15 protein-coding genes and 1 pseudogene are annotated in these 23,374 nt (G+C 38.4%); 6 read left to right on the top strand and 10 right to left on the bottom strand.

Features of this window, described 5'->3' with window-relative positions; translation table 11 throughout:
- Positions 1 to 95: 95 nt before the first annotated feature.
- From MHH68_RS03545 to MHH68_RS03535, 3 genes and pseudogenes are all read right to left on the bottom strand, one after another.
- Positions 96 to 545 (bottom strand): annotated as a pseudogene (locus tag MHH68_RS03545) (SMI1/KNR4 family protein); the annotation flags it as partial.
- A gap of 110 nt (positions 546 to 655) precedes the next feature.
- Entirely contained in the window at positions 656 to 1,627 is a 972-nt protein-coding gene (locus tag MHH68_RS03540) for a tRNA-dihydrouridine synthase (RefSeq protein WP_339165170.1), read from the bottom strand.
- Between the two features lie 406 nt (positions 1,628 to 2,033).
- Entirely contained in the window at positions 2,034 to 3,170 is a 1,137-nt protein-coding gene (locus tag MHH68_RS03535) for a Rap family tetratricopeptide repeat protein (protein ID WP_339165168.1), read from the bottom strand.
- A 350-nt stretch (positions 3,171 to 3,520) separates the two neighbouring features.
- Here MHH68_RS03535 and MHH68_RS03530 point away from each other — a divergent pair, with 350 nt between their 5' ends.
- Together MHH68_RS03530 and MHH68_RS03525 are read left to right on the top strand one after the other, a co-directional pair.
- Positions 3,521 to 4,003, top strand: coding sequence for a hypothetical protein (locus MHH68_RS03530; RefSeq protein WP_339165166.1), 483 nt, complete (start codon positions 3,521 to 3,523; stop codon positions 4,001 to 4,003).
- A gap of 57 nt (positions 4,004 to 4,060) precedes the next feature.
- Positions 4,061 to 4,630: a hypothetical protein gene (locus tag MHH68_RS03525; RefSeq protein WP_339165165.1), complete on the top strand. Its 570-nt coding sequence runs from the start codon at positions 4,061 to 4,063 to the stop codon at positions 4,628 to 4,630.
- A 142-nt stretch (positions 4,631 to 4,772) separates the two neighbouring features.
- On the opposite strand, the gene MHH68_RS03520 is transcribed toward MHH68_RS03525, so the two are convergent.
- The 3 genes from MHH68_RS03520 to MHH68_RS03510 form a co-directional block, all read right to left on the bottom strand.
- Complete coding sequence (locus MHH68_RS03520; RefSeq protein ID WP_339165163.1) at positions 4,773 to 9,158, bottom strand: hypothetical protein; 4,386 nt, start codon at positions 9,156 to 9,158, stop codon at positions 4,773 to 4,775.
- 244 nt (positions 9,159 to 9,402) lie between these two features.
- Positions 9,403 to 10,788, bottom strand: coding sequence for a 23S rRNA (uracil(1939)-C(5))-methyltransferase RlmD (gene rlmD / locus MHH68_RS03515; RefSeq protein WP_339165161.1), 1,386 nt, complete (start codon positions 10,786 to 10,788; stop codon positions 9,403 to 9,405).
- Positions 10,789 to 10,848: 60 nt separating this feature from the next.
- A complete protein-coding gene (locus MHH68_RS03510; RefSeq protein WP_058015492.1) occupies positions 10,849 to 11,757 on the bottom strand; it encodes a diacylglycerol kinase in 909 nt (302 codons plus the stop codon).
- A 181-nt stretch (positions 11,758 to 11,938) separates the two neighbouring features.
- Between MHH68_RS03510 and MHH68_RS03505 the strand changes: the two genes are divergently transcribed.
- On the top strand, positions 11,939 to 12,892 hold the full coding sequence (locus MHH68_RS03505) for a nucleoside hydrolase (protein WP_339165159.1): 954 nt from the start codon (positions 11,939 to 11,941) through the stop codon (positions 12,890 to 12,892).
- Positions 12,893 to 12,974: 82 nt separating this feature from the next.
- Here the strand turns inward: MHH68_RS03505 and MHH68_RS03500 are convergent, their stop codons facing one another.
- Complete coding sequence (locus MHH68_RS03500) at positions 12,975 to 16,175, bottom strand: efflux RND transporter permease subunit (RefSeq protein ID WP_339165157.1); 3,201 nt, start codon at positions 16,173 to 16,175, stop codon at positions 12,975 to 12,977.
- 131 nt (positions 16,176 to 16,306) lie between these two features.
- Here MHH68_RS03500 and MHH68_RS03495 point away from each other — a divergent pair, with 131 nt between their 5' ends.
- Complete coding sequence (locus MHH68_RS03495) at positions 16,307 to 17,152, top strand: TetR/AcrR family transcriptional regulator (RefSeq protein ID WP_058015495.1); 846 nt, start codon at positions 16,307 to 16,309, stop codon at positions 17,150 to 17,152.
- A 182-nt stretch (positions 17,153 to 17,334) separates the two neighbouring features.
- Here the strand turns inward: MHH68_RS03495 and gatB are convergent, their stop codons facing one another.
- Genes gatB through gatC form a run of 3 tightly spaced genes read right to left on the bottom strand, consistent with a single transcriptional unit; the run spans position 17,335 to position 20,541 of the window.
- The gene (gene gatB / locus MHH68_RS03490; protein ID WP_061407034.1) at positions 17,335 to 18,765 is read right to left on the bottom strand and encodes an Asp-tRNA(Asn)/Glu-tRNA(Gln) amidotransferase subunit GatB; all 1,431 of its coding nucleotides are present in this window, start codon (positions 18,763 to 18,765) and stop codon (positions 17,335 to 17,337) included.
- Between the two features lie 13 nt (positions 18,766 to 18,778).
- Positions 18,779 to 20,236, bottom strand: a complete 1,458-nt coding sequence (gene gatA / locus MHH68_RS03485) for an Asp-tRNA(Asn)/Glu-tRNA(Gln) amidotransferase subunit GatA (protein WP_050945742.1) — start codon at positions 20,234 to 20,236, stop codon at positions 18,779 to 18,781.
- Between the two features lie 14 nt (positions 20,237 to 20,250).
- Positions 20,251 to 20,541, bottom strand: coding sequence for an Asp-tRNA(Asn)/Glu-tRNA(Gln) amidotransferase subunit GatC (gatC, locus tag MHH68_RS03480; protein ID WP_003213898.1), 291 nt, complete (start codon positions 20,539 to 20,541; stop codon positions 20,251 to 20,253).
- A 398-nt stretch (positions 20,542 to 20,939) separates the two neighbouring features.
- Here gatC and putP point away from each other — a divergent pair, with 398 nt between their 5' ends.
- Both putP and MHH68_RS03470 read left to right on the top strand, forming a co-directional pair.
- On the top strand, positions 20,940 to 22,421 hold the full coding sequence (gene putP, locus MHH68_RS03475; protein ID WP_339165154.1) for a sodium/proline symporter PutP: 1,482 nt from the start codon (positions 20,940 to 20,942) through the stop codon (positions 22,419 to 22,421).
- 157 nt (positions 22,422 to 22,578) lie between these two features.
- Positions 22,579 to 23,277 carry an MgtC/SapB family protein gene (locus tag MHH68_RS03470; protein WP_170966033.1) on the top strand — a complete coding sequence of 233 codons (699 nt, stop codon included), beginning with the start codon at positions 22,579 to 22,581 and terminating at the stop codon, positions 23,275 to 23,277.
- The last annotated feature ends 97 nt before the right edge of the window (positions 23,278 to 23,374 follow it).

The following is a 23,374-nucleotide window of genomic DNA, read 5'->3' as shown; positions in this document are numbered from 1 at the left end:
ATCCATATTGCTTCATAAAAAAGAGAGACATTTTTGTCTCTCTCAAAAAACACCAAAACATTTTTCTGAAATAAGTGATGACTGCTAAAATGTTATTCAGCAGTATAATGCCCAGCAATCAGTTCATCAAACGAATCCGCTAATTTAAAATCCGTCTCATCTTCTAGATCAAAGTAATGAATTGGCGGATGTTCCTTTGTTTCTCTATAGTCCAATGCAATCCACGTATGTCCATCTCCACAAATAAGCACAAGTCCCTCAGGCAATTCCCATTCTTCTATTAAATAATCACTGTCCATGATGCCTTCGTCTTTGGCAATTCCTCTTAAATGATCAAATGACACATGATCCTCTGCCCATCCATTCGGCTGGTCCGTTGGAAAAGCATTATGCAGGGTATAACCGCCATTTTGTTCAAGAATCAGTTTTTTATATGTATCAGGCAGGATGATGCCTAGCTTCTTTTCCGCTTTTGCAATGCCTTTCTCATTGATTTTCTTAAATGTCTCTTCACTTTCTATGTCTTTATCCCAAAATGATTTCAAATATAATACCTCCAATTGTTATTTCTATCTCATTTTACCATTTGGAGCAACTAGTTTAATAGTCCTATTCATAGAAAAAAGAGAAGGGCTTCCCCTCCTCTTTTCAATGGTTATTGCTCTTGATTTCTCGCTTCAAATTCATCTAGCATTGCACGCACTTCATCTGTTGATGATGTATTCATTAATTGATTTCTTAGAAAACTCGCTCCTCTGAACCCTTTTACATAAATCTTAAAGAAACGGTGCAGTGCCTTGAATGGACGCAAGCCTAGTGATGAGTATTGATCGTGAAGATCAAGATGCAATCTTAAAAGACCTAGCAGCTCATCACTCGTATGCTCCTTCGGCTCTTTTTCAAAGGCAAATGGGTTATGGAAAATTCCGCGCCCAATCATCACTCCGTCCACTCCATACTGCTCAGCGAGCTTTAAGCCTGTTTGACGATCAGGAATATCACCATTGATCGTCAAAAGCGTATCAGGTGCTACTTCATCACGAAGTTTTTTGATCTCAGGAATGAGCTCCCAATGCGCATCCACCTGGCTCATTTCCTTTCTAGTACGAAGGTGGATCGATAAGTTCACAATGTCTTGCTCCAAAATGTGTCTGAGCCAATCGTGCCATTCATCAACCTCTGTAAAACCAAGTCTTGTTTTGACGCTGACAGGTAATCCCCCTGCTTTTGCCGCTTGAATCAGCTCTGCCGCAACATCTGGGCGAAGAATCAATCCACTGCCCTTCCCGTTTTGCGTAACATTCGGGACAGGACAGCCCATATTAATATCAAGCCCCTGAAAACCTAATTCCGCCATTCCAATGCTCATCTGTCTAAAGTTCTCAGGCTTGTCTCCCCAAATATGAGCAACAATCGGCTGCTCATCCTCTGTAAACGTTAAACGCCCTTTCACACTTTGAATCCCATCAGGATGGCAATAGCTCTCACTATTCGTAAACTCTGTGAAAAACACATCCGGTCTCGCCGCCTCACTCACAACATGACGAAACACAACATCTGTCACTTCTTCCATTGGTGCTAATATAAAAAATGGCCGCGGTAAATCACGCCAGAAATTTTTACTCATCTTTCATCCAATTCCTCTCATGACATAGCGCCTTTTAAGGGCATGTCCTTCTATAAAGTCTTTCAGCAATTTTTATCATTATATACTTTAGTAAGGATTCAACGCAAAAGGAGTATAAAATGAACAAAATACTATCAGCACTTTATAAAATATCAAAAATTTGAGGAGACGTAAACGCCGTTCAAAAAGCTACTTCAGGTAAACATGTCACGCGACGGGCAGCAGGTACAGCATCCGGCAAACTAATGAAAAGATATTCAAATAAAAAAGCCCTATGCAGGGGCTCTTTAAATTGTAATTGCCTTTTCTGTTACATGATAAGTGTTAGAAGTAATGATTTTATCAAGTGACCAACCGGCAGCGAATAACACAGAAAAAATTGTTAAACTGATAAATAACTTTTTCATCATAACGCCTCCGCCATTTTTAGTATTTGTTGTTGTGCTTTAATGGTCTTTTTTAGATATTCTCTATTCAATTCAAAATTCCCTTTTTGATAATGATAATCTGCGAGTTTATCTGATAACTCCGCTACATCTTGCCACAAACTTTTGCTTTCTAAATAACTGAGGCTTTCATTTACCTCCGATTCATTATATTCTTCAAAAAGCGCATAAATGATTTTTAATTTAGCTATATATTCTTGATCGTCTGCAAAGTTAGCTCTATTAAAGCCAATGGTGAAATATTGGTTTCCTCTATCTTTTTTATCTTGTTCGTAGAATACCCAGGACAACATATAAAGTGTTCTAATTCCCGAGATCGTTTCGGCATGTTCTTTTATTTGAATTGAATTTAGAAATTCATTTTCTGCGGTTTCAATTTCTCCGGCTCTTTTTTTCACTAAACCTAAATTATGATGTATTACACCAATAATCCGTTGGGCTGTTTCCTCATTAAGCTCTTGAGCCAAGCTCAAGGCTTCCCTATAATAAGATTCTGCCTCATCTAAGCGGTATAAGTCGTACATATTCGCTCCAAATTTGATATTACAACCGACTACTTTCGCTTTGTAAAACTCGCTTGTTGAATACATTTCTTTTGCTTTTTCCAAATGGTTTAACGATACGAAATGTTGATCAATGCGATAATATGCATCAGCTAGTTTGTAATGAAATTCGGCTCTTTCTATATCATCGGGAACATTCTTTAAATGTTCTTCAGCAGCCTTGTAAAAATTTATAGCAGCAACATAATTTTTTTGGTGGAATTCGTGCATACCTCTAAAGAAGTTTGAATAGTAGTCAAGCGTTCCTTTGACGTGGGGCTGTTTGTTCTCTATTTCTCTGAGTAAATCGGGTAAAGTGGGGCGTTGTTGATTCATTTCAATAGGCACAAGACTTTCAAGCATGAGTCGATGCCTAAACTCCATTAATTGATAATATAGCAGTAAATCTTGATCCTCTTCCATGTCCTCTATTTCTCTTTCAACCTGTTCTTTTAAAATCTCTGCGTCCGGCACGCTGAATGTCCTTATAAATCTATACCAATCATTTATCAATATACCAACTTGAGAAGAAAGAATTTTCTCCACTCCTACCATCCCCTTTCTTGCTATTCCCTATAATGACATATATTATCATTTTCGAAATATTTCCACACCGAAAAGAAACCGCAATTTTTCCATAAAAAAAATACAATTATATAGACAAGCAAATATATAACGTTGTGAAAATACAGTATTAAAATACTATTTACCCTTAATTTGGTTGTTATTACAATTTTTATGTAAATCAAGAAAGGAGTGATTATCTTATATAAAAGTCCTATAAGAATTCAAGACATATGCCACTGTTTTTTCTCAAGATGTATTTTATAATTGAGGCTTGAACAACAAGATTTTTTTAGCACTATAAACAGCCTCTTCATTAAATTTTCGGAGGCGAAATTACTATGACTTTTAGAAAGAAGTTTGTTCCTGTACTATTAAGCGCAACTTTATTAACTTCCGGTCTTGGTGCGACTACTGCGTTTGCAGCGGAGCCAACTAAATCAATAGCACCAGTACATACGAAGGTATATAAAACATCTTTACAACAAGCCGCAACAAATAACAGCACTAGCCCTATTCAGTCAAATGCTTTAACAACTCAAAAAGCCACAAACGGGGAAGTTTCTACTCAAGGTGCTGTTTCATGGTCATATAAAGCATTCCGAGGTGCTTTACGTTCTGGTGGATGGTTACTATCAAAAGCATTGAAACCCTTTAATCCAAAGGCTGCTGCTTGGATCAGAAAGAAATCTGCTAAAATCGCAAAGGTAATGGATAAAGGGGAAAAGTGGACAGAAAAACAGTTTGTAACAGCTTTTATTAAAATGGGTGCACCTAAAGATGTTGCTAAAACTTTGGCAAAATTCATCATTACTCTTATTTAAATAAACAATAAGTGCTATTAGTTTTCTAATAGCGCTTTTTTATGGAGGGTATATATATTGTCTTTTTCTTATGTGATTTCATTGACTTTTTTAATACTTCTTTTAGTTTCTATCATATTTTATACTTTTTTAAGGAAAAAAAATGTTGTAGATGAACCCCCAGGTGCTATTGCTGCCGTTCTTCTTATTTTACTAATATGTTTTTCCCTTGGTTTCGTTATTGCTATTCCGACTTTCATGCTTTACCTAGTATCATTGGGAGTAAATTTTCTTTTCGGCGAATACATAACTTATGATTCATTTTTCTCTTTGGTGACCTTTTCTTTGTTAGTTAGCATCATCGTAATTTTTTGGTCATTTATAGTTTTATTTATAGGGAAAGGAATCATTTTTTTGTTGAAGGTCCCAAAATGGATAACTTATATTTTAGAATTTTTTGCTTCGTGGGCTCTTATTTACTTTTCAATTAAATATGTACTAAATATGGAGATAGTTGAAGTTTCTATATGGGGAAATGGTGTATTGATTTTATCTTTCTTTGTTAGCTTTTTATACATTGGTCTTGATATTATATCCTCTGCGCTTGATCAAAAAAATCAAAATATAGAAGAAGACCCCCCTATCTAGACAAGGGGGTTATTTATATATGGAATTCTAAATTTATCCAGTTAACATAAAGATGCGAATATAGATTACACGAGATATCTGATAGTTACTTAAAAGATCTAAAGGTGTAAAATGATGCACATAATAGTTATGCAACAACGTCTTATCTTTCCATTAGTTTTTGACTCAAGGACCTAATTTGACCAAATTGATTTTCGAACATCAAATCCCATATATTAAGACATTCATTTGCAATAGCTTTTATCTCAGGAATAGTTGAGTTAGAGGTTTCGTCATATAATCCAATGATTAATTTAGAAATTTCATCTTCTATCCCCCAAATCTCTTCAAACTTACCAACTTCGTTTCCAAGTAAGTGGTGACTCATTGAAAATATAATATCTTTGTAATCAACTATTGATTTTGATTTTTCTTCAAGATAATGAACAAATGCATGTACTATTCTACGGTTTAAACCAGAATTCATTATTTCAATCATAAAATCCTTATCTCTCTTTAAATCTATAAGATTATCATAAAATAACCTTGAAATCGGAATCTCCAAATCTAATTTACTTGCCTTAAATTTAAGCATTATATTCTTTGCTGATGAATTAAATTCATCTTTATTGAAATAATTAATTGTCATATGGAGAATTGCTTTTGCTTGTACTTCACTCATTTTATCAACATTATTCATTACTTGTGTAAATTCTTTTTTTAGAATAAACATCTCTGAAAGACAATGTCCACCCATTTCAACTAATCTTTCATCTTCAGATTTGTAGCATTTTTTAATAACTTCTAATACTTGTTCGCGATATTTCGGATATAGTAAAAAGAGCATATTTTTCGTGCCAAAGAAGCCCGCTAGCCTATAATCTTGCTCATATTGAATTAAAAATAATTTTGATGCCCAATCTCTTTCAATGTTATATGAAGGCCATAATGCAAATAAACTAGCAAATTTGACAGCCGCATTTTCATCTAATGTCAACTTTTCAATTGTATCTTTAAACTGTATAAACAAACTTCTTTCATTCCATAATAACTCTGCTATTGCTTGAGCAGCGTTACCTCTTACACAGTTTAATGCATTACTTTGTAACATCTCAAAGCTACGCATTTCTTTATCCTCATTATTAGTTACATTTACAACTCCTAATTCTGGGTTATTATGGTTGATCGCAATATCCTTTAGAGTATCCAAAATCTCATGAGACCAATTTACGTTTTTCCTGTTTCTAATGATTGAGCAAATGTCGTTCGCTCGATATGAGGTATAATCATATGGATAGGTCAAAATCATTTTTTCCAATAACTCTACCGGCACATTACTCAATGCCTTACTAGATGCAACGCCACTAAATAAGGATTCTACGTATGATTCCAGAACTTTCTCTTTATTTGAAAGAACTAGATTTATCATTCTTTCGGGTTCCTCAGAAACAGCATTGCTAAAGCTACTTGCAAACTCTTCAATAGAATTATGAATAAACCCTCCTGAAACTTCTTTCCACTGGGAATGATCTTTGTGAATAAGTTTTGTATTAGTTAAAATCTCTAGCCATCTTTTATTATTTAATTTTTTCCCTGTCACGGGTGAGCTTACCCACCCACTGTGCCCATTTGAATATTTATATAGTTTTGACCCTTCAGGAAATTTACGTCTTAAAATACTCAGCAAATTTTTTGCTTGAGTACTCAATCGATTATAGGGGAGAACCTCTAAAATTTCTTTTTGAAAATCTCCCCAAAAACTCCAATAAACTGTATGACCATTTTTTTCTTTATTATAATTAATTCTACGTCGATATATATCTTTAGCTTGTGGAGAAAGATACGTTAGAACTCTCTCTTCCAATAAATTAAAAATAACTTCACTGCAGTATCTCGTATGCTTTTCTAATATTTGTTTGGCAAGAATTAATTTATCACCATTTCCACTTGTATTATCGAATGCGTTACTGTTGAAATCACTGCATAAATAATTAATTACAACATCACTATAACTTCCTGACAATTTAGATAATCCATCCAATATAATTTCATTAAATATATCATTACCTTTCCCCATGAATTTTTTATAGTAATCAAAGAATTTTTCCGGTTGTTGAGAAATTATTGCTGCATTCGCTTTCTTTATAATTTGAATAGAAGCCCTTTCTAGACCTCTTTTATGAATATAAAATCCAGACCACTCACTATAAATAAAACTTGCGTCTTTATCTATTGGAACGAATGGTAATAATAAATTAAGAACCTCTTCTCCATTATTTATTAAAATTTCAGAGTCTTCATAAAGAAATGTTTCTTCGTAATAATAAATTTGTTTACCCCCGCTTTTAATTTTATTTTTCAATAAAAAAGCTAACAGCCGTATTGTTCTTAATTCACTATTTTTGAGCATCGACTTAAAATCAAGATAGTTATCAGCCATTCGCGGATATCGCTTATAAAATTTCATTCTTAATTCAAATAACTCATCCGTATCCTGATTTATATCGCGCAAAAAACATTTAGAGAATTTATTATCGTCTTCCTGTGAATTAAATGAATATTTTTCAATGAAGGTAATATCATCAGCTTCAAAATTAGGACTCATACTTACAAGCAAATTGATAACTATATCTTTCTTAGATGGGGTGTTAAACCATTTCTCTAAAATGCCACATTGTCTAAGCAACTTAATATAATTGGGCTTGGAAAATATAACATTATTAATAATATGATTACCGAATATTTCATTTTCGCAGTTATTCACAATAAAATTTTGTATATTTTCATCTATATTATCTATCTGGTTTAACACCTCGAAGAAAACAAATTTGACAAAATACCTGATTTGTTTTGCTTCAAACATTTTTTGTCCAACAGTAATAAAATCATGGCTATCAATTTCAAATAAATTTTGCATAAACATTTGCACTTGATATCTTTTACCAGGTGTTTGTTTATCTTTAGCCCCAATAATATCTACGATATCTTCACCATCATAATATCTATGAAGCATCTTATCTGCTAAAAAACAGTCTAATATAGACTGATGAGCGAATGAAACTTTTCTATCCTGAATTATTAAGAAAGCATTTGAAGATAAGAATTCTAAGGTTGATTTATTTTCGTTTAATATACTTAAAGGAATAAATATTCTACTAGACTTTTCTAAAAAAGTTACCATCTTATCTTTAATCTGAGTTAGATTGTCTTCTCTCAATCCAAACTCAAAACATTTTTCGGACAGCTGTCCCCACCATTCTGAGATCAAATGGCTTGCGGTAGAACATTCTGCATATACTTTGCCAGGGTCTAGCTGTTTCCAAATATATAAATTGCTTGGAATTCTTAGTATCTCTTTCAATTTACTTGTTAGTTGCTCATAACGCTTTCCAACAATACCCTCAACTAATTCCTCGTCCAACTCATTAACCTGAACCCTATCCCATTGAATAACGTCCTCTTTTGAATCATCTTTTTTAAATAATGCTCTAATATTATTATCGTTTTCCAAATCATGAGTTCGACACACAAAAACAACAGATATCTTGTTTTTTCTATCATTATTCAATGTCTCTACTTGATTAATAATCTGAGAGCATACTAATAAAGCATCTCTAGAATGAGCAAGAGTCCAGCGTAGGGCATCCAACTGATCCAAAATAATTACTGCCTTTTCATTTTTAGAAACACTGTGAATACAATGAGTGATTGATGCAGGTAATCCTAAATCTTCTCCCCACTTCTCGGCAGTCATACTGGGAACTCGTTTATCTAATTTAATTGCTAAATATGGTATCTCATTTTCTTCACAATAATTGATAACATCTTCTGTACATCCACTTTTCCCTCTTCCAGCCTTTCCATGTATTATTAAAGATTTCTCTGAATCTAATGCTTCTCTACATAAAGAAAATTCTTTTCTCTTTATAAGACTGTTGTCCAACGGAATAAAAGTTGATTTATATTCGCAATTCAACTCCTCTAGCCTAGGCTTGATTTGTTCATTAGACGAAAGGTGTTTATTCCCTCCTAACAAATAATCGGCCCTTAGCTCCTCAATTGTTCTTATAATTTCCCCTTCTGATTTACCAATTGACTCATCAACCATTGATACAATTGCCTTGTCTTTAATATCTAATAACGACTCTCGAAAATTTACTAGTATTTCAAATAACTCAGAGAAGTACTCTTCAAAATCACTCGGTTTCTTAATAGGTGTATGCTTAAATTCATCTTTTTTAATATTGACAAATTCGACCGCTTCTTGTGCTAGTTTCTTAAATATATCTTGGTAATCTTCCTTTGTAGTGTTATATGCATAAAATACTCTTTGTATTATTGTCTCAACAGTCTTGCTCTGTTGAAGAAACTCTATAAAATAGTTACTATCAACCTCAGTATTATCAAACTTACGATTAAATTCATTAACTGTATCTTCTATGTCTTTAATTAATCTCTTTTCACCTCGATTTGTTAAACCTTTTGACAAAAGATAACCCGCAAAATTTGGGGCTATCAAAGTTCCTGCTATATATGCTAAAATGCTCACTATTATTCCCCCCTAATCGACGACCATGATTTTTCTTATATTCCAATAACAAACCTTCTCATCATCCTTTTAATTACCAATTTTACATTTTATTCATATTTCTATTATATCAAAAAGTTAAAATAAATTTTCTGTGAATTGTCTGATTAAGTACCAGCAGTTACCGACAAAGAGTTTGAGGGCTCTTCAACTAAAACTTTGTTAATCCCCCTACTATAAAAAAAGAAGACAACACCCATACGGGTTAGTTGCCTTCTTTTAAAATAAGTTGCGCCACACATTCCACATGTGAGGTATGCGGAAACATATCCACAGGCTGCACTTCCTCTGTCACATACCCATCATCTTCAAGAATACGCAAATCACGAGCTAGCGTCCCCGGATTACAGGACACATACACAACTCGGTTTGGTTTCATCTTTAAAATGGTGTCAAGCAGTGCTTCATCACAGCCTTTTCTTGGCGGATCGACAACTAGCGTATCTGCTTTGATGCCTTCTTTGTACCAGCTTGGGATGACGGTTTCTGCTTCGCCGACCGCGAATTCGACGTTGTTGATTCCGTTTAAGTCAGCGTTGCGTTTTGCATCTTCAATTGCTTCTGGCACAATTTCCACGCCATAGACTCTGCCTGCTTTTTGTGCGAGAAATAAGGAGATCGTACCTATTCCGCAATACGCATCGATCACGGTTTCTTCGCCTTGCAGCTCTGCATATTCAAGCGCTTTGTCGTAAAGCACCTTTGTTTGAGCTGGATTCACTTGATAAAACGAGCGGGCTGAAATAGCAAATTTGATGTCGCCAATTGTGTCATAAATGTATTCTTCTCCCCATAAAACAGTCGTTTCGTCTCCGAAAATGACATTTGTTTTCTTCGAATTCACGTTTTGCACAATTGACCGAATGTGTGGGAAGCGTGCTATAATCTGGTCAATCACTTGCTGCTTTTGCGGAAAGTCAGCCGTTCTAGTGACAAACACAACCATCATTTCACCTGTTGCAATCCCGTAGCGAACCATCACATGACGCAGCCAGCCTTTGTGCCGCTCTTCGTTATATGCTTTGATGCCAAACGCATTGCATATGTCTTTTACTGCCTGTACCACTTCGTCATTTTCTGACTGCTGGATCAGACATTTTTCCATATCAATGATTTCATGGGTACGCTGCTGATAAAATCCTGCAACAAGTCCGCCTTCGCGTTCGCCAACTGGAACTTGTGCTTTGTTTCGGTAATTCCAAGGGTCTTCCATGCCGAGTACAGGATGAACTTTTACACGGCTCATATCAAGCTTGCCGATCCGCTCTAAAACGTCCTTTACTTGTTTCTGTTTAAATAGCAGCTGGCCTTCATAGCTCATATGCTGAATTTGACAGCCTCCGCACTGCTTATAAATGGGACATGGCGCATCTTGCCTGTGCTGACTTTCCTTTGTCAGCTCCATGAGTCGCCCAAAAGCAAATCCTTTTTTCACACGTGTGACCTTGATTTTCCCTTGTTCGTCTGGAAGGGCATTCGGTACAAAGACAGGGAATCCTTCAATTTTCGCTACACCTGCACCTTCGTGCGTTAAGTCTTCGAAGGTTACATTGTAGTATTCATTCTTTTCAACAGGCGGTTTCATTTTCACCAATTTTATCACCTCATTTGCAAAGAAAAACTTGGCGCCATAAGGAACCAAGTTCAATCTCTACCCTATTTTTTCAGCTGTTGCTTTTGGCACAATAAATTCTATATGACGATACAGGTTTTCAAATTCACCTGGCAGCATGCCGCCGAATTCGCCATCTAAATTTAATTGCATTTTATCTTTTACATCTACCTTCACGCGATTCGCTTTTGCGTAGATGACATTGTTATCATGAATATGCTCGCCTCGAAGTGCAAGGCTGACTACTCGAATGGCTTCTGCTAAATTGACCTTCTTTAAAATAATCAGGTCAAACATTCCATCATCTAAAATGGAATCTGGCGCTAGCTTTTCAAAGCCGCCTACTGAATTTGTGAGTGAAACAAGAAACAGCATGATTTCTCCATGAAACAACTTACCGTCATATTCAATTTCGACTTCTGTCGGGCGGATCGAAGGAAGCATCTCCATGCCTTTTAAATAATACGCAAGCTGTCCAAGCATTGTCTTCAGCTTACTAGGCACTTCATAAGTGAGCTCTGTTAACCGGCCGCCTCCTGCAATATTAATAAAATAATGTCCATTGACTTTACCGATATCAAGCGGCTTCGCTACACCTTCTATAATGGCATCTGTTGCTTTTAAAACACCTTCTCGTGGAATGCCAAGTGCTCTTGCGAAGTCATTTGTTGTTCCAACGGGAATAATTCCTAGTTTTGGTCTTTTTTCAAGCGGGGCTAGTCCGTTGACAACTTCATTGATCGTGCCGTCTCCACCTGCTGCTACAATTAAATCAAAGTCTCGCTGTGCGGCATTCTCAGCTGCTTGTGTCGCATCTCCTGCACATGTCGTTGCATGACAAGATGTTTCATAGCCAGCTTGTTCAAATTTTTGCAAAACCTGCGGCAAATTCTTCTTGAAGAGTTCACGCCCAGATGTCGGATTGTATATAATTCGAGCACGTTTCATTCATCATCATCCTATATTCATTATGCAATCTATTTTCACCACTAACAACCTTTAATTATACTATGAGATTTGAAAATGGCAACAGAACAACCACCTAATATTAGAAATCTCCTGCCACATTTCCCTCAGCAAGAAAGCATTCTGATAAGATAAAAGAAAACGCTGTAAAGGATGGTTTGCGATGAAAAAGCCTGTCTATTTTAATCATGATGGTGGTGTTGATGATCTCGTCTCATTATTTCTTCTCCTTCAAATGGAACACCTGAAAGTGATCGGGACGTCTGTCATACCTGCTGATTGTTATTTAGAGCCAGCTCTCAGTGCGTCTCAAAAAATTATCGATCGATTTAGCCCTTATGAAATTGAAGTCGCTGCTTCAAATTCTAGAGGCGTCAATCCTTTTCCGAAAGAGTGGCGCATGCATGCTTTTTATGTAGACGCCTTACCTCTTTTAAACGAGAAAGGCACTGTTGATACAAACGTATCCAAGCTTCCAGCACACCTTCATTTAATTGAAACCGTTAAAAAGGCAGCAGAACCTGTCACGCTGCTCTTTACAGGCCCGCTCACAGACCTTGCTCGGGCTTTAGAAGAGGATCCTTCCATCTCTAATAAAATTGAAAAATTGGTATGGATGGGCGGTACGTTTCTTGAAAAGGGAAATGTGGAGGAACCCGAGCATGATGGGACAGCAGAATGGAATGCATTTTGGGACCCTTATGCTGTCAGCACCGTCTTCAAGGAACGCTTTCCTATTGAGATAGTCGCACTTGAAAGCACGAATCAAGTGCCGCTTACACTTGATGTGCGTCAGCGCTGGGCTTCCCTTCGTTCTCACATTGGAATTGATTTTATTGGGCAGTGCTATGCCTTTTGTCCACCACTCATTCATCATGAAACGAATTCGACGTATTACTTATGGGACGTACTCACCACGATGACGCTTGCTTCTTCATCATTTACCCATTCAAAAGAAGTGAACGCAATCGTTTATACCGACACGCCAAAGCAAGGACGTACCGAAGAACATTCAGATGGAAAGTCAATACAAGTCATTGACCATGTCGATCGTGATGCCTTTTTCCATGCATTTGAAGAGCTCATGAGAAAAGCTGTTTGTCAGATTTCAACATAAAAAAAGCCCCGCCAATAAACGGGGCTTTCAAATGAGTGAGAAAGGGTTGAAATGATCTTTATTTCAGCCCTTTGGCTTCCTCTTATTCTTCTTCAGCGTACTTCTTCTTACGTCTGAACTTGCTTAAAATTTCATACACAATTGGGACGATGACCAATGTGAGAAGTGTAGAACTTGTTAAACCGCCAATGACGGTGACGCCAAGTCCTTTTGATACGATCTGGCTTCCGCCTTCAAATCCTAATGCGAGTGGCAGCAGTGCACCAATCGTTGCGAGTGCCGTCATTAAGATTGGACGTAATCTTATTGTTCCTGCTTCAAGTAAAGCTTCTCTTGTTGAAAGACCTTCTTTTTCTTTATGAATCACTCGGTCAATCAAGACGATCGCATTTGTTACAACAATTCCGATCAGCATGAGCAGTCCAATCATGGCGTTTAAGCTAATGGTTTCTTTTGCTAAAAACAATCCAACGAGCGCGCCAATAATTGTAAATGGAAGTGAGAATAGAATCGCAAATGGTGCAAGACCTCCGCCAAATGTGATGACGAGAACGAGGTACACAATGGCAATCGCTGCAAGCATTGCGAGACCAAGCTGTGTAAAGGATTCCTCAATATCCGCACTTACGCCGCCTGTGTCAATCGTTACGCCAGATTTCACATCAAGCTTGTCGACTTTCTTCTGAACATCCTGCGTTACACTTGAGACGTTGTCTGTTGTCATGTCACCAGACACTTCTGCGTAGATTTTCCCATCACGCTTTGTCACTGTATTTGCTGTCGTACCGTCTTTTACTTTTACGACATCACCAATTCGAACTTCTTGTCCTGTAGGTGTTGTGATTTTTTTATTTTCTACATCTTTTATGCTCTTATATTCGTCTTTTTCGGTTTGAAGCTTCACATCAAGTTCTTTGCCGTCTTCTGTGACTTTCGTTAGTGTTGTTTCACTATTTTGAGGGGCAATCACTTGAGCGATTTGTGAAGCAGTTAGACCTAGCTTCGCCAGTTTTTCTTGATCTGCATTAAACGTATATTCGTCGTATTTCTCAGATAAGCTTGTGCTGACATTTTTTAAATTTTTCTCATCTTTTAAGATGTTCTCGACATCTTTTACTGTGCCTTCAATATCGCTTACTTTGTCGCCGTAGACATAGTACGTTACGGTATTGCTTGCGCCAGCAGACGAGAAGTCTTGTGATTTCCATTCCCCTTTAGACGTTTTGTCTTGCAGGGCTTTCGTCACTTTATCTTTTTCTTTATCAAAGTTTGGCGTGTCATCGTCATATTGTACGAAGAATAACGCACCGTTAGAGTTGCCCCCTACACTTGCTGTCATAGGATTTGAAGAACCTAGTGAATATTGAACAGTATTGACATGGTCACGCTTGATCAAATATTCTTCTGCTTTTTTCGTTTCATCAATTGCTTGTTCTCTCGTTTGTCCCGGCTCAGGAGTATATGTCACCATCGCCGTCTTTTCTACTTCCTGTGGTAAGAAGCTGACACCGACAAGTGGTGCTAAGAATAAGCTTCCGACAAGCATAAGAATCGCAATTCCTGATGTAATCCATTTATGGTTCAGTGTCCAATTGAGTACACGTCTATAACCGCCGGCAAGCTTACTTGGTTTATGCTCTTTTACTTTTTTCGCTGTGCCATACAGGTTCTTTTTAAATAGACTGTGTGCCATCATTGGAACAATCGTAATAGCGACAAGCAGTGACGCCATTAAAGCAAACACAATGGTTAATGCAAATGGGATGAATAGTTCACCAATCATTCCGCCCACTAATGCTAACGGTAAGAATACTGCAATAGTCACAATCGTCGAAGACATTATCGGGATAAACATTTCTTTTGTGGCTTCTCTGACGAGTGTCTTGCCTTTTAACGGTTCATCCTTTAACGCCATTCGTCGATAGATATTTTCTATGACCACAATCGAGTCATCGACCACACGCCCAATGGCGACGGTCATGGCACCAAGTGTCATGATATTTAATGTGATATCCAGCTGATTTAATAATAAAACAGCAATCAACAAGGATAACGGAATGGAGATGACCGAAATTAATGTTGATTTGATATCTCGAAGGAACAACATAATGATAATGATCGCAAAGATTGCTCCGATGATCGCCTTGTTCAGCATTGTGCTGACAGATTCTTTAATCGGCTCTGCTTGATCATATGTCGTACTGACTTTGATTCCTTTATTGTCTTTTTTGAATTTCTCAAGCTCTTTCGTCACTTCTTCTGCCACACTCACAGTGTTGGCATCAGAACCTTTGACAATTTGCAGGCCGATGCTGTCTTTTCCATTCGTTCTAGAAATCGATTCTGCATCTTTTACTACTTTAATATCCGCAATTTCAGAAAGCTTGATCGTTGGCAGTTCTACAGATTGACTGCTTGCTGCACCTCCACCAGTTTGCTGCTGAGCTGCTGCCTGCTGCTCCGCACCTTGCGCACCTGGGTTTTCAGCGCCGCTAGATGGTGCTCCAGCTCCAGCGCTTCCCGCACCGCCGCTTGCACTTGGTGTGACAGGGATTCGCATGTTTTTCAAATCTTTGACGCTTAAAATATTGCCGTCCACGACAACTGATTTTTGCTTGTTACCAAACGTGTATAGACCTAATGGTACATTGACATCAGAGCCTTTGATCATGTTTTGAACGGTTTCTTCATCTAAACCGTATTCTTTCAATTTCTTTTGTTTAAAAGAAAATTCTACTTCTTTGATTTGCTGTCCTGAAGCTTCGACAGAAGAGACACCGTCTAATCCTTCAATGGAAGGAACAAGGTCGTCTTCTACTTTCTGTGTAAGGTCTTCTAATGATTCTTTATCACCAGAGACACTGATCGCTAAGATTGGAATTGCGTTAATGCTAAAGCGTGCGATTTTTGGTTTTTCTGCATTTTCCGGAAAATTGATATTGCTAATCGCATCTTCAATTTCCTTCTTTGCTTCATCCATGTCTTTCTTGTAGTCGTACTCGATTTGAATAGATGAGGCATTTTCAAATGAATTGGATGTGACAACATTGACTCCGTTGAGGTTTTGAATAGACTTCTCAATCGGGTCGGTCACCTTATCTGATACTTCGTCCGGCGTTGCGCCAGGATACGTTGTAGAAACCGTAATGACTGGAGTGTTGATATTCGGGATTGATTCTTGTTTCATATTCAATCCGGCATATAGACCAGCAACTGTTACGATAATCGTCATGAGCCATACAGCGAACTTATTCTTTAATACAAAATTGATGATCGAATTCATTATGTCCTCCATTTTCCTTTATGTATTGACTGACTGGTCATTCTATATCATAATAAACGGTGATATACAATGCCGTCAACCATTTCACTTGCGTTTGACGTAACATTCTAAAGCTGAAGGGGCCTTATTTCATGAACGAAAAAAAAGAAAAAATCATTAAAGCAAGCATCCAGTTGTTTGCGAAAAAGGGTTTTTCTTCTACGACCATTCAGGAAATTGCAGATGAGTGCGGAATATCAAAAGGCGCATTTTATTTACATTTCAAATCAAAAGAACAGCTTTTCAATCGCGCCTTTGAATATTATATCGACACGTCCATGCAAAGTATTGAAACGATTCGAAAAGAGAATCAGCATCTCGCGCCGAGAGAGATCTTCCAGAAGCAAATCGCTGAACAGTTTCAGCATTTTGCTGAGAACAAGGATTTTATCATTTTGATCCTCAGCGAGAACATTATTCCAGAAAACCAGCAAATTAAAAAGTATTCAAAAACTGTGAAAAAGCAAATGAATGAGGAAATCCAAATTTCCATCTTGACCACTTATGGACAGGAGATCGAACCATATATAACTGACCTGTCAGTCATGATTCAAGGAATCATCCAATCGTATGTGCAGGTGCTGCTTTTACAAGATCAGCTGCAATTATCATTTGATGAGCTCTCTTCCTTTATACTCGAACGGTTTGATGATTTGGTTCAAGGCATGCTTCGTTCTCAGACGAAACCGATCTTAAAGCCAACCATTTGGGACGATGAAGCGCCGAGTGCTGCTTCCCTTCAAGAGGAGCTTCGTTTGTTAAAGCTTGAGCATTTACTTTCTGATGATACCCTTGTATCCATTGAAGTCATTGAGGAAGAACTGGCGAAAGCTGAGCCTCGTAAGCCAGTCATTCAAGGGATGCTGACGAATTTAGAAAAGTGTGAGGACCCTGCTGTCATAAGAGTAGTCGAACAATTGAAGCTGTTTCTTTCATAACTTTACGCGCTGTTTTTCCGATTCGTTCACCTTTATCCCCCTTCGAATGTGCACTTTCGCTTACGCTTCATTATAAGAAAAGAATCCCCGAATTGATATACGGCGGTGGTCTGAATCTATGATAAGACCCTGTCAGTTCAAATAAAAAAACCGCCTCTTCTCATGAGGCGGTTTTTTGCTATTTAGCGTTTTTTGATTTCTTCTAGGAGAATCTTGTTGACCATCGGCGGGTTTGCTTGTCCCTTCGATGCTTTCATGATTTGTCCGACTAAGAAACCAATCGCGCGGTCTTTTCCATTTTTAAAGTCTTCGATGGATTGCGGGTTGTTATCAAGTGCTTCTGTGACAAGTTTGAGCAGGGCACCTTCGTCAGAAATTTGGACAAGTCCTTTTTCTTTGACGATTGTTTCTGCGTCTCCCCCATTTTCAATCAGCTCTTTGAATACCTTTTTGGCAATCTTAGAAGAAATCGTTCCTTTTTCGATGAGCTTAATCATGCCAGCCAGGCCTTGCGGCGTTAGCTTTGTATCTTCCAGCTCTTTTTGAGCTGAGTTTAAGTAGGCAGATACTTCACCCATCAGCCAGTTTGAAGCTTGCTTCGCTTCTGCACCTTCTGAAATGGTTGCTTCAAAGAAATCAGACATTTCTTTTGTCAGCGTCAGCACCATCGCATCATACGCAGGAAGCCCTAGATCATCGATGTAGCGTTTGCGGCGCTCATCTGGAAGCTCTGGGATCGATGCTCTTACGCGTTCTTTCCACTCGTCATCAATGTACAGCTCCACTAAATCTGGTTCTGGGAAGTAGCGGTAATCGTCAGAACCCTCTTTGACACGCATGAGGATCGTCTTTTTAGACGCTTCATCATAGCGGCGAGTTTCTTGTTCGATCAAGCCGCCAGAAAGCAATACTTGCTCTTGGCGTTTCTCTTCGAATTCAAGGCCTTTTTGGACGAAAGCAAATGAGTTCAAGTTCTTGAGCTCTGTTTTCGTTCCAAACTCTTCACGGCCGATCGGACGAAGTGAAATGTTGGCATCACAGCGAAGCGAGCCTTCTTCCATCTTACAGTCAGATACGCCTGTATATTGAATAATGGATTTTAGTTTTTCTAAGTAAGCATACGCTTCTTCTGGTGTGCGAATGTCTGGCTCAGATACGATTTCAACAAGCGGTGTGCCTTGACGGTTGAAATCGACAAGTGAATATCCGTCGCCTGTATGCGTCAGTTTACCTGCATCCTCTTCCAAATGGAGACGCGTAATACCGATTCGTTTCGTTTTGCCTTCTACTTCAATTTCAATCCAGCCGTTTTCACCGATCGGTTTATCAAATTGAGAAATTTGATACGCCTTTGGGTTATCAGGATAGAAGTAGTTTTTACGGTCAAATTTTGTATCTGTTGCGATCTCGCAGTTTAGCGCCATTGCTGCTTTCATTGCAAAGTTCACCGCTTCTTTGTTCAATACAGGCAGTACACCAGGATATCCAAGGTCGATGACACTTGTTTGCGTGTTGGCAGCTGCACCAAAAGGTGTCGGCGAACTGGAGAAAATTTTTGATTGTGTTTTTAGCTCAACGTGGACTTCAAGTCCAATTACCGTTTCAAAGTTCATTCTGATTCACCCCTTACAGTTCAGGTTTTGCTTTATGATGATCTGTTGCTTGCTCGAAAGCGTGAGCCACGCGGTAAACCGTTCCTTCATCAAAGTGCTTGCCAATGATTTGCAGTCCTAACGGAAGACCGTTAGCAAATCCACAAGGCACACTGATTCCTGGAACGCCTGCAAGGTTCACAGGGATCGTTAAAATATCGTTCGCATACATCGTCAGTGGATCGCTTGTCTTTTCACCAATCTTAAATGCAGGAGTTGGTGTTGTTGGTCCTACAATGACATCATACTTTTCAAAAACATCTTCGAAGTCTTTTTTGATCAATGTACGGACTTTTTGCGCCTTTTTATAGTATGCATCATAATATCCTGAGCTAAGAGCGAATGTGCCAAGCATGATGCGGCGTTTCACTTCGTTTCCAAAGCCTTCAGAACGAGTATTTTTATATAAATCAATTAGGTTGTCTGCATTATCTGTACGGTAGCCATAACGGATGCCGTCAAAACGCGCAAGGTTTGCAGATGCTTCTGAAGAAGACAGTAAGTAGTAAGTCGCAAGCGCATATTTAGAATGCGGAAGAGACACTTCTTCCCATGTTGCACCAAGTCCTTCTAATACTTTTAATGCTTGAAGAACAGACTCTTTTGCTTCCTCGCCAACACCTTCTCCAAGGTATTCTTTTGGCACAGCAATTTTCATGCCTTTGATGTCTCCAGTTAATGAAGAAAGAAAATCTGGGACGTCGACATTTGCACTCGTTGCGTCCATTTGATCGACCCCAGCAATCGCTTGAAGAACATATGCGTTGTCCTCTACGTTACGCGTTATCGGTCCGATTTGATCTAATGAAGAAGCAAATGCGATTAAGCCGTATCTAGATACACGGCCATACGTCGGTTTCAGACCCACAACGCCGCAGAATGATGCCGGCTGGCGAATCGAACCGCCCGTATCTGATCCAAGTGAAAATGGTACTTCACCTGCTGCAACAGAAGCTGCTGAGCCACCACTTGATCCACCTGGAACAGTGTTTAAATTCCAAGGGTTTTTCGTTGCTTTGTAGCCTGAGTTCTCTGTAGAAGATCCCATTGCAAATTCGTCCATATTTAATTTACCGATTGTAACTGCTTCCGCATCTCTTAGACGATTGACAACCGTTGCATCATAAATAGGATCAAAGTTTTGCAGGATTTTACTAGATGCTGTTGTACGTAAATCCTTTGTGACGATGTTATCTTTCACACCGATTGGCATACCGAACAATAGACCAAGCTCGTCCTTTTCACCAACTGCCTCGTCCAATTCCTTTGCATACGCACGAGCTTTCTCTTCGTCCAGTGCAAGGAATGCTTGTACTTTCCCGTCTACTTCATTGATTCGTTTATAAGACTCGTCCACTAAATCAGAAACAGACAGTTCCTTTTTATGTAAAAGCTCTTTTAATTCAGAAATTTTGTGATCAAACAGTGACATGCCTCAGGCCTCCTTTAGTCCAAAATTGATGGCACACGAATATAGCCGTCTTTATGATCAGGCGCGTTTTTGATAACTGCCTCAATGGAAAGACCTTTATTCGGAACATCTTCTCTCATGACGTTTTTCATTTTTAATACGTGTGTTGTTGGTTCAACGTTTTCCGTATCTACCTCGTTTAACTGCTCTGCAAATGAAATGATGCTATCAAGCTGTTCAGTAAACATTTCAGCTTCTTCTTCTGTAATTGCAAGCCGTGCCAAATGCGCCACGTGCTTTACTTCTTCTATTGAAATTCTAGACATGCAGGTTCACCTCCAAAAATGATACGTGTTCGTGGTCATGATCATAAGTCATATACACTTTATCATATCAAATTTTACTGTTCTAAAGCAACTTTACGCAGGCTTGAGATGGTAGCCATTCACCCCAAACTAGAAACTATGAAAATAATTTGTATCAGAGGTTGAATATTTATCAGAAAATTTTTTCTTTTAAATGTTTTTGGTAGCGCTTACATATAGATTCCCATCAATCATTTACGCATTTTTTTATGTAAGAAAGAGGTTTAAGAAGGTTGATCAGCAGGGAATACTCTGTTAGGTTAAGTAACCATAGCAGTGAGCAGACAAACGAATTGGATGTTCTTGTATATTTTGAATGAGGTGATGTCAAATTAATACGAAAAAGGTGATATGGAAACATGAGTATTGAAATTGGAATTTCTCTATCTATTTATTTTATTGGAATGCTGGCCATTGGCTGGTATGCATTTAGAAAAACAAATGACTTGAATGATTATATGTTGGGCGGACGCGGGCTGGGTCCTTACGTGACAGCTCTATCTGCTGGTGCTTCAGATATGAGCGGCTGGATGCTCATGGGACTTCCAGGCGCGATGTATACAACAGGGCTTTCGTCAGGATGGCTTGCTGTTGGTTTGATTAGCGGGGCTTACTTGAATTATCTATTTTTAGCTCCTCGCTTACGATCGTATACTGAGGTTGCTGATGATGCGATCACCATTCCAGACTTTTTTGACAAACGATTTAGAGATTCTTCTACTTTATTAAAAGCTGTCTCGGCTGTCATTATTATGATTTTCTTTACACTGTACACCTCATCAGGTATGGTATCTGGCGGTCGTTTATTCGAATCTGCGTTTGGTGCCAATTATATGTTTGGTTTAATTTTAACCTCTAGTATCGTGATCTTATACACTTTATTCGGCGGCTTTTTGGCAGTTAGCTTAACTGATTTTGTTCAAGGAGCCATTATGTTTTTAGCATTAGTGCTCGTGCCGATCGTTGCCTTTACTCAATTAGGTGGCCCAATTGCCACGTATCAAGATATCCAACAAATTGATCCAAAATTGCTTGATATATTCAGAGGAACGAGCGTCATTGGCATTATTTCCTTCTTAGCATGGGGGCTTGGTTACTTTGGACAGCCACACATTATTGTTCGATTCATGGCCATTACGACTGTAAAAGATTTAAAACCAGCACGTCGTATCGGTATGAGCTGGATGATTGTGTCTGTTATTGGTTCACTGTCTGTTGGATTAGTCGGTGTCGCTTATGTACATGAGACTAGTACCACTTTAGCAGACCCAGAAACCATTTTTATTGTGTTTTCTAAGGTGTTATTCCATCCGTATATTACTGGATTTTTACTCTCTGCTATTTTAGCTGCGATTATGAGTTCGATTTCTTCACAGCTGCTTGTGACTGCAAGTGCAATGACAGAGGATTTATACCGGACTTTCTTTAGAAGAAAAGCGTCAGACAAAGAACTAGTAATGATTGGACGTATGTCTGTATTGGTCGTTGCCATTATCGCGCTTTGTCTTTCACTTAATCCAAGTGATACCATTCTTGACCTTGTTGGTTATGCTTGGGCAGGTTTTGGATCTTCATTTGGTCCAGTCATCCTTCTATGCCTATATTGGAAGCGAATGAACCATCACGGTGCACTAGCAGGAATGGTTGTTGGGGCAGTTGTAGTCTTAACATGGATTTCAACCGGCTTGAATAATACAACTGGCTTGTACGAAATGGTTCCAGGATTTATTTTAAGTGGTTTGACTGCCATCATTGTCAGCCTCTTGACCAACAAACCATCTAAAGCTTCTAAAAAGCTGTTTACCAAAATGGAAAATCATCTTGAAGAAGAATCAAAATAAAGAACATGAGGGGTCATCTGCCTTAAGCGGATGACTTTCTTTTTTAAATAAAATGCTTTTCTTTCTCCCATTTCTGAATAAAATAGAAGTTGTGCAGCCATATGGGCTGTGAGAAGATCATATACATGATGTGAAACGTACATGAAGTGAAGGAGCGATACGCATGTTTTGGACGATTGAATGGGATACAGTCTTAAAGTTAGCCGTGGCCACCTTAATCGGTTTGATTATTGGGCTCGAACGAGAGCTGAAGAAAAAGCCGCTCGGCTTAAAAACGTGTATTGTCATTGCTGTCAGCTCCTGCGTGTTAACCATCATCAGCATTGATGCAGCCTACAATTTCCCTCGAGTCTCTAGGCTTCAAATGGACCCACTCAGGTTACCGGCGCAAATTATATCTGGTGTTGGTTTTATTGGAGCAGGTGTGATTCTGCGAAAAAGCAATGATGTCATCTCAGGTCTTACGACTTCTGCGATGATCTGGGGAGCAGCAGGACTTGGGGTTGCAACAGGTGCAGGATTTTATAAAGAAGCCTTCCTCAGTCTTTTCTTTATTCTGGTTAGTGTCGAATTTCTACCGTGGCTCTTCCAGCGGATCGGACCGATTCGCTTACAGGAAAAAGAAATACGCATCAGAATGTCTCTTTCTGATCGAAACCGTATGACGGATATTTTAAAAGAAATGAAAGCCCTCAATATTCGCATTCATTCTGTTCGTATTGATGATTTAACAGAAAAGAACTATCCGATTATGGAAGTACGTGTACGCGTGCATAAAGATCGCTATACAACTGATGTGTATTTTGATATTAAAGATCTAGAAGGCGTCGTTGGCGTCAAGTGTGATACGGTATAAAAGGTGATGAGGCAAAAGTCTCATCACCTTTTTTTATGGGAAAAGGGGTTGAACCATCGCCTTCATTCAAATAAAATACAAATTATGAAATAAATGA

The organism is Bacillus sp. FSL K6-2841 (genome assembly GCF_037976435.1).
GTDB lineage: Bacteria > Bacillota > Bacilli > Bacillales > Bacillaceae > Bacillus > Bacillus pumilus.
This window is presented reverse-complemented; position numbering and strand designations above follow the sequence as displayed.

What these genes read in the sequence shown, in the direction of transcription:
- MHH68_RS03540 (WP_339165170.1), bottom strand. Translation starts at nt 1,627, where the DNA reads ATGAGTAAAAATTTCTGGCGTGATTTACCGCGGCCATTTTTTATATTA.
- MHH68_RS03535 (WP_339165168.1), bottom strand. Translation starts at nt 3,170, where the DNA reads ATGGTAGGAGTGGAGAAAATTCTTTCTTCTCAAGTTGGTATATTGATA.
- MHH68_RS03530 (WP_339165166.1), top strand. Translation starts at nt 3,521, where the DNA reads ATGACTTTTAGAAAGAAGTTTGTTCCTGTACTATTAAGCGCAACTTTA.
- MHH68_RS03510 (WP_058015492.1), bottom strand. Translation starts at nt 11,757, where the DNA reads ATGAAACGTGCTCGAATTATATACAATCCGACATCTGGGCGTGAACTC.
- MHH68_RS03505 (WP_339165159.1), top strand. Translation starts at nt 11,939, where the DNA reads ATGAAAAAGCCTGTCTATTTTAATCATGATGGTGGTGTTGATGATCTC.
- MHH68_RS03500 (WP_339165157.1), bottom strand. Translation starts at nt 16,175, where the DNA reads ATGAATTCGATCATCAATTTTGTATTAAAGAATAAGTTCGCTGTATGG.
- MHH68_RS03495 (WP_058015495.1), top strand. Translation starts at nt 16,307, where the DNA reads ATGAACGAAAAAAAAGAAAAAATCATTAAAGCAAGCATCCAGTTGTTT.
- gatB (WP_061407034.1), bottom strand. Translation starts at nt 18,765, where the DNA reads ATGAACTTTGAAACGGTAATTGGACTTGAAGTCCACGTTGAGCTAAAA.
- gatA (WP_050945742.1), bottom strand. Translation starts at nt 20,236, where the DNA reads ATGTCACTGTTTGATCACAAAATTTCTGAATTAAAAGAGCTTTTACAT.
- gatC (WP_003213898.1), bottom strand. Translation starts at nt 20,541, where the DNA reads ATGTCTAGAATTTCAATAGAAGAAGTAAAGCACGTGGCGCATTTGGCA.
- putP (WP_339165154.1), top strand. Translation starts at nt 20,940, where the DNA reads ATGAGTATTGAAATTGGAATTTCTCTATCTATTTATTTTATTGGAATG.